An 11,392-nucleotide genomic window follows, 5' to 3' on the forward strand; every position below is an offset into this window, starting at 1 on the left:
TCAGCCGCTGACCGGCGTTTGCTGATGAAAGGCCAGTTTCCAGTCCTCGCCGCGCCTGACATAGACGCTCGTGGCGAGCACGACGGTGCTCGCCGTCTCGTTCTTACGGCGGGCAGCGGCCTTGTAGGTCAACAACGCCGCGTTCTGGTCAAGCTGCAGGGTCGTCGCATCTCGAATATCCGCTTTGTCCCAAGCCCGATCACTGGCGAGAGCGTGTTCCAGGGCGTCGAGCGCCGCCGACCGGCCTATGGCGCCGGTTTCCGCGAAGACGAACATGGCTTCCTCGATCACGGCCGTGCGATAGGCATCGGGATCACTGCGCCAGAATGTACGTTCGATGGTCAGGAGCTGGTCGTGAAGGCTCATTTCGCCCCTCCCGATGCTCCGGCGAGCGGCGGGCCGGTGAATTCGGCTTCGATGACGACCTTCACCTGGTCGCTTACACCCATGGTCGTTCCCGGCGCCGGCACGCCATAGGCGATCCCGAAATCGGAGCGGTTGAAGCTGCCCGTCGCCGAGAAGCCAATCCGGGCATTGGGGTCCATCTCATGGCCGGCGTAACCCCCATTGAAGGTCGCTTCAAGGGTGACGGGCCTGGTCACGCCGTGCAGGGTAAAGTCCCCGGTGATGCGCGCCGTTTGCTCACCCGTCGGCTCGACCTTGGTAGACTTGAAGGTGATCGTCGGATATTTGGCCGTATCCAGCCATTCCGGCCCTTTGAGCGTCTCGGTAAAGCCGGGCGGCGGAGACGGAAGTTCGAGAGAGTTCGGATCGATGGTGGCTTCGACGGAGGCCGCGCTCACATCCGCCGGATCGAACCGCAGCTTGGCGTCGAACTCTGCAAAACGCGCCGTGTACCAGGAAAACCCCAGATGATTGACGCTGAACGTCAGGCTGGCATGAGCCTTGTCCAGCGTATAGGCGCCGCCGGGAACAGGCGCGGTGGACGCGGCCGTCCCATTATCCTGCGCCGCGGTCGCCAGAGCCGGGCTCCCTATCAACGCGACGGCCGCGCAGGCCGCGAAAAGCATTCTCTTCATCAAATTCTCCCTCGGATGGGTAAAAGCCGCAGATTGTAATTAGCGCGTGCCGATGGCTTCGCCAGTCGGGCGCCGATCACCGTTCCACGACCGCCTTGAGACCGGCAAGACCGCGCTCGAAGTCCTTGCCGACCATTTCGTCAATATCGAAGATCATGCCCATGAATTTGGCGAGCAGGGGCTGCGGACCGCGCATCGACCAGGTTACCCGCGTCTGGCCGCCGACGGACGTCAGGGCGAACTCGGCGACGTTGCTCGCCTCGAAAGGCGCGGTGAACCGGAGGTCGATGAGAATCCGGCGCGCCGGCACGCTTTCAATGATCTCCATCCGGCCAGCGCCGGCCTTTTCGCCCTCCCATTCGTAGACGGCGGCCACGCCCTGTGGCGCGCCGGTATAGGCGCGCGCCAGATCCGGATCGAGACCTTCGTAGGGCGACCACGTCCGCCACTGGCGGAAATCGTTGATGAGCGGGAAGATACGTTCCGGCGCCGCGCTGATCGCGATGCTTCGTTCGAGCCTGAACGTGTCCGGCCGCGTCGCGGCCACCGCCAGCAACAGGCCAACGCCCAGAAGCATGACGACAAGGCAGCCGAGCACGATGTTGCGCAGCCTGCGGGACGTCGATCGAGACACCTCGATGGTCATCGGCCGCCTCTCCATTTGCGGAGCCGACATTAGGATTGATATCAATCTATTAATCAAGACTGGCGGTTGGACGGGGATCGGCTTGAGTGCTATGAAGGCGCGCACACCCGAGCGGGTGCGCGGAACAGGTTCCTGAAAAGACGGCGACGCCCCGCGCGATCGCCGGAGCGAACGGGGAAAAGGCATGTCCAAGTTCGAGAAGCAGCGAAACATCACGGTGCGCGACATCGCGGCGCGCAAAGGCAAGGAGCCGGTGGTCTGCCTGACGGCCTATACCGCCCTCGTCGCCCAGCTGCTCGACCCTTATGTGGATCTGCTGCTGGTCGGCGATTCCGTGGGCATGGTCATCCACGGGTTGCCCAACACGGTCGGCGTCACTATGGAGATGATGATCCTGCACGGACAGGCGGTGATGCGCGGTGCGCCGCGCGCCTGCATCGTCGTCGACATGCCGTTCGGCAGCTATGAAGCCTCGCCGGAAGTCGCCTTCACCAACGCGGCGCGCATCATGCGCGAGACCGGCTGCGCGGCGGTGAAGCTGGAAGGCGGACGCGTGATGGCGCCCACCATCGAATTCCTCGTCCAGCGCGGCATTCCGGTCGTTGCCCATGTCGGCCTGCAGCCGCAGAAGGTCAACATGCACGGCTACGCCGCCAAGGGCCGCCGCCGCTCTGAATGGGACGACGTCATCGACGACGCCAAGGCCGTCGCCGAAGCGGGCGCCTTCGCCACGGTGCTGGAAGCGGTCGCCGCCGAGCTGGGCGAGAAGGTCACCGCCGCCGTGCCGAACGTGGTGATCGGCATTGGCGCGTCCGCCGCCTGCGATGGCCAGATCCTGGTGACCGAGGACATGATCGGCCTGTTCGCGACCACGCCGACCTTCGTCAAGCGCTACGCCGAATGGGGCGCGGCGATCGACGAGGCGGCCGCGCATTATGCCGAGGAAGTAAAAGCGCGGCGCTTCCCGGCGCAAGAACATACATATTCCATGCGGGATTGATCCCGCGATGGGTTTGGACTGCCTGAGCGTTTGCGAACCAGGGGGACGCAAGCTAAGGTAGCCGCCCGTTCCCGAGTAGGAGGCCTGAGTGAGCGACATCTTCCGCGAAGTCGATGAAGAAGTCCGCCAAGAGCAGATCGTCACGTTCCTGAAGCGCTACGGCAAGTACGTGGCCGCGGTGATCCTGTTGGCCATCGTCATCGTTGTCGGATATCGCTACTGGGAAGACCGGCAGCGTCACGAGCACGCCGCCACGGGCGACGAGTTTGGCGCCGCGATGACCCTGGCGGCCGAAGGTAAGACCGCCGAGGCGCTGGCGGGTCTCAAGACGCTCGCCGCGGAGGCGCCCGATGACAGCTACGGTCTGCTGGCTCGTTTCCGCCAGGCCGAACTGGAGGTCGAGGCGGCCGATACCAAGGCCGCGCAGGCGACCTATGACGCCATCGCGGCCGATACCGGCGTGGAAAAAGTCTATCGCGATCTGGCCGCCTATTATGGCGCGCTGCTGATGCTCGACGCGGGCGGCGGCGCTGAACTGGACAAGCGGCTGGACGGGATGTCGGGCACCGACAATGTGTGGCGCCTTTCCGTAATGGAACTCAAGGGCCTGAACCAGTACAAGACGGGCCAGCGCGACGCCGCGGTCGCCACCTTCCGCGAACTGCTCGCGGCGGCGCCGGACGATGCCAGCTTCAAGGTCCGCGCCCAGCAGATGCTCGCCGTTCTCGGCGTTCCCCAAAGTGAATTCGCGACTAAGTAGAGTGATGCGCCCGATGTCGATTACCCGTCGTGAACCCGTATCCGCCAAGCGGATCGGCGTGGCCACCGTTTCCGCTATTGCCCTGCTGGCCTTCCTGACCGCCTGCGGCAACAAGGAGAAGAAGGTCATTCTGGAAGGCGAGCGCAAGCCCATCGTCGAGTTGAACGATGAACTTGCCATCGACGAGGCGCTCAAGGCGGTCGACATCCGCCTGCCGGCCCCCTACCAGAACCCGGACTGGCCGCAGTCGGGCGGCTATGCCAACCATGCCATGCATCATCTGCAGCTCGGCGCGTCGCCCCGGATCGTCTGGCGCGCGCGGGTGGATGGCTCGACCTCGAACCGTAATCTGGTCGCCCAGCCGGTCGTCGCCCAGGGCATGGTTTTCGCGATGGGGTCGGGGTGGGAGGTTTCGGCTTTCGACGCCCAGAGCGGACGTGAGGTGTGGTCGGTCAATCTCCGTCAGAAAGAGCGCAAGCGCGACAAGGCGGATGCGGCCGCAGGCGGCGGGATCGCCTTCGATAACGGCAAACTCTATGTGGCGCTGGGGACGGGTGCCGCGATCGCGCTCGATCCGCGCACCGGCGGCGAGCTCTGGCGGACCCAGTTCGACGTGGCGCTGCGCGGCTCGCCGACCGCGTCTGAAGGCATCGCGTTCTTCACCACCCACGATAATCAGCTCTACGCGCTGAACGCCAATGACGGCAGCATTCTGTGGCAGCATGTCGCCATCGCCGAAGCGGCCGGCCTGATCGGCGCCGCCAGCCCGGCGGTCATCGGTGGCACCGTGGTCGCCGCATTCTCGTCGGGCGAGCTTTTCGCGCTGCAGGCCAGCAACGGCCGTGTCGCCTGGGCGGATTCCCTGACCCGTGTCGGTCGCATGACCGCGCTCTCGACGCTGAACGATATCGACGGCAGTCCGGTCATCGACCGGGGCGTCGTCTATGCCGTGGGTCACAGCGGACGCATGGCGGCCATCGATCTGAAGACAGGCTCGCGCCTCTGGGAAAACAACGTCGCGAGCGCCCAGACCATCTGGGTCGCCGGCGACTATCTTTATGTCGTCACCGCCGACAACCAGTTGATGGCGCTGTCGCGCCGCAACGGCCGGGCCAAGTGGATTTCGGATCTGCAGCGCCACAAGGCCAACAACCGCAAGAAGGCGCCGATCATCTGGACCGGTCCCGTGCTTGCCGGCGACCGTCTGCTGGTCGTGACCAATAACGGCATGGCCGCCTCGTTCTCGCCCTATACCGGCGAGTTCCTCGGCGCCATCGACATTCCCAGCAAGCGGAATTACGTCTCGCCGGTCGTGGCGAACGGCACGCTGTATCTGCTGGGCGACGACGGCGAACTGGTGGCCATGCGCTGATCCGCATCCCGGGGCGGCGGCAAGCCGCCCGGGGCGCCGCGACAGAAAACCGACTCAGAAGAGGCATCAGGCCCTTGCGGCTTGATGTCTCCATAGGCAATACAGTCCCCATGTCCTTTACAGCCGCCATTATCGGCCGACCCAATGTCGGCAAATCGACCCTCTTCAATCGCCTGACCGGGCGCCGGCTGGCGCTGGTCGACGACAGGCCGGGCGTGACCCGCGACCGACGTGAAGCCGCCGCCCGCATCGCCGGGCTGGAATTCACCTTGGTGGATACGGCCGGGCTCGAGGATATCCATGACGAGTCCATGGAGGCCCGCATGCGCCAGCAGACCGAGCGCGCCGTGGCCGAGGCGGACGTCGTGATGTTCCTGTTCGACGCCCGCGCGGGTATCACGCCGCTGGACACGCACTTCGCCAACTGGGTGCGCCAGACGGGCAAACCCGTCATCCTGGTCGCCAACAAGAGCGAAGGGACGAGCGGCGACAGCGGCTACTATGAGGCGTTCTCGCTGGGTCTTGGTGAACCCGTCCAGATTTCGGCCGAACATGGCCAGGGACTGGGCGAGCTGCATGACGCGCTCGCCGAGCACGCCGAGATCATCGTCCCCCGGGCAGACGATGAAGAGGACGAGGGCGAGGAGCAGGAAGACGGCACGCTGCATCTCGCGATCATCGGTCGCCCCAATGCAGGCAAGTCGACCCTCATCAACACATTGATCGGCGACGAACGTCTTCTGGCGGGACCGGAAGCCGGCTTGACGCGCGATTCCATATCCGTCGAATGGGCGTTCGAGAGCACCAAGATCAGGCTGTTCGATACGGCCGGCATGCGCCGCCGGGCAAAGGTAGTCGACAAGCTGGAAAAGCTATCCGTGGCCGATGGGCTGCGCGCCGTCAAGTTCGCGCAGGTCGTCGTGCTGCTGGTCGATTCAACATCCCCGCTCGACCGCCAGGAGAAGATCCTGGCCAGCCTGGTCGCGCGCGAGGGCAGGGCGCTCGTGGTCGCGCTCAACAAGTGGGATCTGGTCGAGGACAAGCCCGCCGTGCTGAAGGAGGTCCAGGATATGCTGGAACTCGATATGCCGGAAATCCGCGGTGTCGAACTGGTGCAGTTCTCGGCGCTGACGGGGCGCGGCCTCGACAAGCTGATGCCCGCGGTCATGCGCGCCTATGGCTCCTGGGACAGCCGCATTTCCACCGCGCGCCTCAATCGCTGGCTGGATGCCGCGACCCAGGCCCATCCGCCGCCGGCGCCGTCGGGCCGCCGGATCAAGCTGCGCTATATGACCCAAGTGAAATCGCGGCCGCCGACCTTCGTGATCTTCTGTTCTCGGCCCGACGAACTTCCCGATTCCTACATGCGCTATCTGATGAATGGTATCCGCGAGACGTTCGACCTGTGGGGTACGCCGATCCGCATTCGTCTCAAGAAAGGCGAAAATCCTTTCGCGGAGAGCTGACAGTCACCCCTGCTTGTGAGTTGGCGATCCGGCCTGCTAAGGTTGCCGCCAACGACAATGGGGAGATCGACACAATGCGGGAATTTTCGGGACGCACGGCATTCATCACCGGCGGCGCCAGCGGGATCGGCCTGGCCATGGCGCGTGCCTTTGCCGACAAGGGCATGCGGCTGGTCCTGTCCGACGTCAACAAGGCGGCGCTGGATGCCGCCGAGAGCGAATTGAAGCCGCGCACCGACGTGCTCGTTCTCGCGCAGGATGTGACCGACCGAGCCGCCTGGGCGGAGGCGGTCAGCCAAGTCGAAGCGTTCGGAAAACTGCATGTCGTCTGCGCCAATGCCGGCCTGCCGCCCGCGGGCTCGCCGGTGGCCGACACCGATCCGGCGAAATGGGACCGGATCGTCGCGGTCAACCTGACCGGTGTGTTCAACACGGTGCATTACCTGACGCCGTTGGTGCGCGCCCATGGCGAAGGCGGCCACGTGGTCATCACCTCATCCATGGCTGGCGCTGTCGCGGCCTCGCCGATCGGCGACTATGTGGTGACCAAATATGGCGCGGTCGGCATGGGCGAGGTGATGCGGTACGAACTGGCGCCCCACAATATCGGCGTCTCCCTGCTGTTGCCGGGAACCGTCGGCACGGCGTTGAGCGGCGCGCCGACGCCGGGCAGCATGAACGCGGCGAATGTGGGCGCGCGGGTGGTGAAGGCGATCGAGGGCAACGAGCTCTACATCTTCACCCATCCCGAATACCGGCCGATGGTTGAAGCGCGCTGCAACGCCGTCCTGGCGGCGTTCGGAGAGTCGGCGCAGCCGGGATTCCAGGAGCCGGACAAGGTCATGGAGATGATGCGCCAAAACGCCTACGGCGCCCCCTGAGAGACGATCGGTCGTTCCCGGGGCAACGGTCTCTTACGAGAAACTGTCCCGGAAATTGACCATCTCGCCCTGGCCGCTCCAGTCGGGCGACACCATCCGCAGGATGCTGGGCGCGATGTCGGCCGGGGTGGGCAGGCTGCTCGGATCTTCGCCCGGCATGGCCTTGGCACGCATGTTGGTGCGCGTCGCGCCCGGGTTGAGCAGGTTCACGCGGACCGGCGTGCCGGTCAGTTCATCGGCATAGGTCCGCACCAGGGTTTCGAGACCCGCCTTGCTGACGGCGTAGGCGCCCCAATAGGCGCGCGGCCTGTGGCCGACTGTCGATGTCAGGAACAGCGCGCGGCCGGCGGGCGCGGCACGCAGCAACGGATCGAAGGCGCGGATCAGGCGCCAGTTCGCCGTCAGGTTGACCGCGATGACCTCGTCCCACTCCTTGGGTGACAGATGGGGCAGGGGCGACAGTTCGCCCAGAATGCCCGCATTGCCGACAAGAACGTCCAGACGGCCCCAGCGCTCGGCGATCGCCGCGCCGATCTTGTCGATCAGGTCGCCCTGGCGCAAATCGAGCGGTGTCAAGGTCGCGGTGCCGCCGTCGGCCTGGATTTCGTCGTCCAGCTCCTCGAGTCCGCCTACCGTCCGCGCGACGGCGATGACATGAGCACCCGCAGCGGCTAGCGCACGGGCCGCGGCGCGGCCAATACCACGGGACGCGCCGGTGACCAGCGCGATCTTTCCGGAGAGGGGCTGGGTCATGCGCCGGACAGCAGGGAGAGCTGCGACTGCTGCCCGCCGTCGTGATCCACCAGGCGGATGGGATAATCGCCGGAGAAGCAGGCGTCGCAATATTGGGGCTCGGCGTCATTGCGGCCAGTCTCGCCGACGGCGCGATAAAGACCGTCCATGGATAGAAACGCCAGGGTGTCGACACCGATCAACCGCGCCATCTCGTCGACGCCCATGCGCGCCGCCAACAGCTTGTGACGCTCGGGCGTGTCCACGCCGTAGAAGCAGGAATAGGTCGTCGGCGGGCTGGCGATGCGCATGTGCACCTCCTTGGCGCCGGCGGCCCGGATCATCTCGACGATCTTGATCGACGTCGTGCCGCGCACGATGCTGTCGTCCACCAGGATGACGTTCTTGCCCTGGATCTGCGCCCGATTGGCGTTGTGCTTGAGACGCACGCCGAGATGTCGGATCGAGTCCGTGGGCTCGATGAAGGTGCGGCCCACATAGTGGTTGCGGATGATACCCAGCTCGAACGGAATACCGGACTCCTGGGAATAGCCGATCGCCGCGGGCGTGCCGGAATCAGGGACGGGAATCACCAGATCGGCCTGAACCGGCTTTTCGCGGGACAATTCCGCGCCGATCCTCTTGCGGATCTCATAGACGCTGCCGTCGCGGGTGAGGGTGTCGGGACGCGAGAAATAGATGTTCTCGAAAATGCAGGGACGCGCACGCAGCTTCGGGAACGGATAGAGGCTTTCGATGCCGTTTTCGGTGAACACGATCATCTCGCCCGGCTCGATCTCGCGCACATATTTGGCGCCGATGATATCGAAGGCGACCGACTCGGATGCCAGGACGGGAACGCCGCCCTCCAGCTCGCCCAGAACAAGCGGGCGGATGCCGAGCGGATCGCGAATGCCGATCATCTTCTTCTGGGTCAGGATCACCAGCGAATAGGCGCCTTCGATCTGATGCAGCGCATCAACGAGGCGATCGACCAAACGCGGCTGCTGCGACAGCGCGACGAGATGGATGATGGTTTCCGTGTCGGAGGTCGACTGGAAGATCGCGCCCTTGTTGACCAGCATGCGACGAAGGGTCATGGCGTTGGTCAGATTGCCATTATGCGCCACGGCGAAACCACCGCCCGAAAGCTCGGCGAACAGCGGCTGGACATTGCGCAGGATGGTTCCGCCGGTGGTGGCGTAACGGTTATGGCCGACGGCGCTGTCACCGGGCAGCGAGGCGATCACGGTCTCGGAGCTCAGCGTATCGCCGACCAGTCCCAGCGCACGCTGGGAATGGAACTGCTTGCCGTCATAGCTGACGACGCCGGCCGCTTCCTGACCGCGGTGCTGCAGCGCATGCAGACCAAGCACGGTCAGCGCGGCGGCGTCCGGATGGCCATAAATGCCGAAAACGCCGCACTCTTCGCGCAGCTTGTCATCATCGAATGGATTGGTGGTTACCGTCACGTCGGCCCTGGCTCCACGGTTGGACTCTTAAGCAGGTACGGGGTGTCTTCGGTGAGCGGGTGTATAGACTGTTTCCCACGCACTGTCAGTCTCTGTTTACGCTTTCGTTCCCTGCGGTTTTTCGCCGTCGGGATCGCTGTCGGGCGCCGCTGGCGCCCAGTCCTCGGGGACGAGACGCTGCAGGCCCGCCGCGAGGGTCCTTACATGGGGCAGCAGGCGCGAGGTTTCCACCCAGGCGCGTTTCGGCTCCTCCGGATTCTCCGGATCGGTCGTCAGATGCACCGCCGCGATATAGCCGACGGCGACGATGACCGCGCCCCGCATGACGCCGAACAGCAGCCCCAGGATCCGGTTGGCCGGCCCCAGCATGCTGGTCTTTTGCACCCCGCGCGAGAGGAAGCCGGCGACCAGCATCAGGATCACGAGACTGACGATGAAGATGGCGCCGCCGGCGACGAAGGCCGACATGGTCTGATTCTCCACCATGCCGGAGATCAGCGCCTGGCCATGGGCGTGAAAGGTCAGTGCCAGCCAGGCCGCGCCCGCCCATGCGGCGAGCGACAGCACCTCGCGAACGAAGCCGCGAAAGAAGCCGATCAGCGCCGACAGCCCGATCACCAGGAGGAAAAGGGCGTCGAGAGAATTGATGGGGAGTGTTTCCATGAGCGCGTCAGGACATAAACAGGTCTTTGACGGCCTGCAACTTTTCCAGCTCTGTCAGCTTCAGACTGGACTTGGCGGTCTTCGACGATTGCGGCAGCCAGGCGCGGGCAAAGCCCAGCTTCTCGGCTTCCTTGAGCCGCGCGTCGGACTGCGCGACGGGCCGAACTTCGCCGGCGAGGCTGATTTCGCCGAAGATCACCGTCTCGGCCGGGACCGCGATATCGGTCAGCGAAGACACCAATGCCGCCGCGACCGCCAGATCCGCCGCCGGCTCGCTGACCCGCAGTCCGCCGGCAACGTTCAGGTAGACATCCTGGCCACCGAAGCCCAGTCCGCATCGGGCATCGAGCACCGCCATCACCATGGCCAGGCGTCCGGTGTCCCAACCGACCACCGCCCGCCTCGGCGTCGCGAGCGGCGAGGGCGAGACAAGAGCCTGGATTTCCACCAGGACGGGACGGGTGCCCTCGATTCCCGCGAACACGGCGGCGCCACTGACGGGCTCGCGGCGATTGGTCAGGAACAGGGCCGACGGGTTGGGCACCTCGCTCAAACCGCGGTCCGTCATCTCGAACACGCCGATCTCGTCGGTGCCGCCATAGCGATTCTTCACGGCGCGCAGAATGCGGAATTGATGACCGCGCTCGCCCTCGAAGTACAGCACCGTGTCCACCATGTGCTCGAGCACGCGCGGTCCGGCGATCTGCCCGTCCTTGGTCACGTGCCCGACCAGAATAACCGTACAGGCGCGGCGTTTGGCGAAGCGGATCAGCTCCTGCGCGCAGGCGCGAACCTGGCTGACCGAGCCGGGCGCCGATTCCACATTGTCGGCGAACACCGTCTGGATGGAATCGATGACCACGACCTGCGGACGACGTGCCTCGAGCGTGGTCAGGATATCGCGCAGGCTGGTCTCCGAACCCAGCTCCAGCGGCGAATCCGCCAGGCCGAGGCGCAGGGCGCGCGAGCGGATCTGGGCCGATGCTTCCTCGCCGGAGATATAGACGCAGTTGACATTCCGCTTCGCGAGCAGGGCGGCCGCCTGGAGCAGGATGGTCGACTTGCCGATACCAGGATCACCGCCCACCAGCAGCGCGGAGCCGGGCACCAGCCCGCCGCCGCAGGCGCGGTCGAATTCGGCGATGCCGGTGATCATGCGCGGCGCCGACTCGGTTTCTCCGGTGAGACCGCTCAGTTCGATCAACCGTCCCTTGCCGCTGCTGAGGCCGCGCGGCACCACGTCGCCGCCAGCCTCCTGAACAATGCTGTTCCACTCGCCGCAGCCGTCGCACTTGCCCTGCCATTTGCGATAGACGGTGCCGCAATGCTGACAGACGAACCGATCCGCGCCCTTGGCCAT

General features: G+C 65.1%; 12 protein-coding genes. 5 read left to right on the forward strand and 7 right to left on the reverse strand.

Annotated features, from left to right (window positions below):
* From WJU17_RS03135 to WJU17_RS03145, 3 genes are all read right to left on the reverse strand, one after another.
* A complete protein-coding gene (locus WJU17_RS03135; RefSeq protein ID WP_346325883.1) occupies nt 1–366 on the reverse strand; it encodes a nuclear transport factor 2 family protein in 366 nt (121 codons plus the stop codon).
* Nucleotides 363–1,040: a YceI family protein gene (locus WJU17_RS03140; protein ID WP_346325884.1), complete on the reverse strand. Its 678-nt coding sequence runs from the start codon at nt 1,038–1,040 to the stop codon at nt 363–365. The genes WJU17_RS03135 and WJU17_RS03140 overlap by 4 nt, the downstream gene beginning before the upstream one ends.
* Before the next feature lie 76 nt (nt 1,041–1,116).
* Entirely contained in the window at nt 1,117–1,686 is a 570-nt protein-coding gene (locus tag WJU17_RS03145; protein WP_346325885.1) for an SRPBCC family protein, read from the reverse strand.
* 184 nt (nt 1,687–1,870) lie between these two features.
* Here WJU17_RS03145 and panB point away from each other — a divergent pair, with 184 nt between their 5' ends.
* From panB to WJU17_RS03170, 5 genes are all read left to right on the forward strand, one after another.
* Nucleotides 1,871–2,686 carry a 3-methyl-2-oxobutanoate hydroxymethyltransferase gene (gene panB / locus WJU17_RS03150; protein ID WP_346325886.1) on the forward strand — a complete coding sequence of 272 codons (816 nt, stop codon included), beginning with the start codon at nt 1,871–1,873 and terminating at the stop codon, nt 2,684–2,686.
* An 88-nt stretch (nt 2,687–2,774) separates the two neighbouring features.
* Nucleotides 2,775–3,446, forward strand: a complete 672-nt coding sequence (locus WJU17_RS03155) for a tetratricopeptide repeat protein (protein WP_346325887.1) — start codon at nt 2,775–2,777, stop codon at nt 3,444–3,446.
* Between the two features lie 13 nt (nt 3,447–3,459).
* The gene (locus WJU17_RS03160) at nt 3,460–4,818 is read left to right on the forward strand and encodes a PQQ-binding-like beta-propeller repeat protein (RefSeq protein WP_346325888.1); all 1,359 of its coding nucleotides are present in this window, start codon (nt 3,460–3,462) and stop codon (nt 4,816–4,818) included.
* A 110-nt stretch (nt 4,819–4,928) separates the two neighbouring features.
* Entirely contained in the window at nt 4,929–6,284 is a 1,356-nt protein-coding gene (gene der / locus WJU17_RS03165) for a ribosome biogenesis GTPase Der (protein WP_346325889.1), read from the forward strand.
* A gap of 74 nt (nt 6,285–6,358) precedes the next feature.
* Nucleotides 6,359–7,165, forward strand: a complete 807-nt coding sequence (locus WJU17_RS03170) for an SDR family NAD(P)-dependent oxidoreductase (protein WP_346325890.1) — start codon at nt 6,359–6,361, stop codon at nt 7,163–7,165.
* A 33-nt stretch (nt 7,166–7,198) separates the two neighbouring features.
* Here WJU17_RS03170 and WJU17_RS03175 read toward each other — a convergent pair whose 3' ends face one another.
* The 4 genes from WJU17_RS03175 to radA all read right to left on the reverse strand — a co-directional run bounded on the left by WJU17_RS03175 (nt 7,199) and on the right by radA (nt 11,392).
* Complete coding sequence (locus tag WJU17_RS03175) at nt 7,199–7,918, reverse strand: SDR family NAD(P)-dependent oxidoreductase (protein ID WP_346325891.1); 720 nt, start codon at nt 7,916–7,918, stop codon at nt 7,199–7,201.
* A complete protein-coding gene (purF, locus tag WJU17_RS03180) occupies nt 7,915–9,369 on the reverse strand; it encodes an amidophosphoribosyltransferase (protein WP_346325892.1) in 1,455 nt (484 codons plus the stop codon). Before purF ends, WJU17_RS03175 begins: the two co-directional genes overlap by 4 nt.
* Before the next feature lie 96 nt (nt 9,370–9,465).
* Complete coding sequence (locus WJU17_RS03185; RefSeq protein ID WP_346325893.1) at nt 9,466–10,032, reverse strand: CvpA family protein; 567 nt, start codon at nt 10,030–10,032, stop codon at nt 9,466–9,468.
* Between the two features lie 7 nt (nt 10,033–10,039).
* Nucleotides 10,040–11,392, reverse strand: coding sequence for a DNA repair protein RadA (gene radA, locus WJU17_RS03190; protein ID WP_346325894.1), 1,353 nt, complete (start codon nt 11,390–11,392; stop codon nt 10,040–10,042).

It is taken from the genome of Iodidimonas sp. SYSU 1G8, from assembly GCF_039655775.1.
Lineage (GTDB): Bacteria > Pseudomonadota > Alphaproteobacteria > SMXS01 > SMXS01 > RI-34.

What these genes read in the sequence shown, in the direction of transcription:
- WJU17_RS03135 (WP_346325883.1), bottom strand. Translation starts at nt 366, where the DNA reads ATGAGCCTTCACGACCAGCTCCTGACCATCGAACGTACATTCTGGCGC.
- WJU17_RS03140 (WP_346325884.1), bottom strand. Translation starts at nt 1,040, where the DNA reads ATGAAGAGAATGCTTTTCGCGGCCTGCGCGGCCGTCGCGTTGATAGGG.
- WJU17_RS03145 (WP_346325885.1), bottom strand. Translation starts at nt 1,686, where the DNA reads ATGACCATCGAGGTGTCTCGATCGACGTCCCGCAGGCTGCGCAACATC.
- panB (WP_346325886.1), top strand. Translation starts at nt 1,871, where the DNA reads ATGTCCAAGTTCGAGAAGCAGCGAAACATCACGGTGCGCGACATCGCG.
- WJU17_RS03160 (WP_346325888.1), top strand. Translation starts at nt 3,460, where the DNA reads ATGTCGATTACCCGTCGTGAACCCGTATCCGCCAAGCGGATCGGCGTG.
- der (WP_346325889.1), top strand. Translation starts at nt 4,929, where the DNA reads ATGTCCTTTACAGCCGCCATTATCGGCCGACCCAATGTCGGCAAATCG.
- WJU17_RS03170 (WP_346325890.1), top strand. Translation starts at nt 6,359, where the DNA reads ATGCGGGAATTTTCGGGACGCACGGCATTCATCACCGGCGGCGCCAGC.
- WJU17_RS03175 (WP_346325891.1), bottom strand. Translation starts at nt 7,918, where the DNA reads ATGACCCAGCCCCTCTCCGGAAAGATCGCGCTGGTCACCGGCGCGTCC.
- WJU17_RS03185 (WP_346325893.1), bottom strand. Translation starts at nt 10,032, where the DNA reads ATGGAAACACTCCCCATCAATTCTCTCGACGCCCTTTTCCTCCTGGTG.
- radA (WP_346325894.1), bottom strand. Translation starts at nt 11,392, where the DNA reads ATGGCCAAGGGCGCGGATCGGTTCGTCTGTCAGCATTGCGGCACCGTC.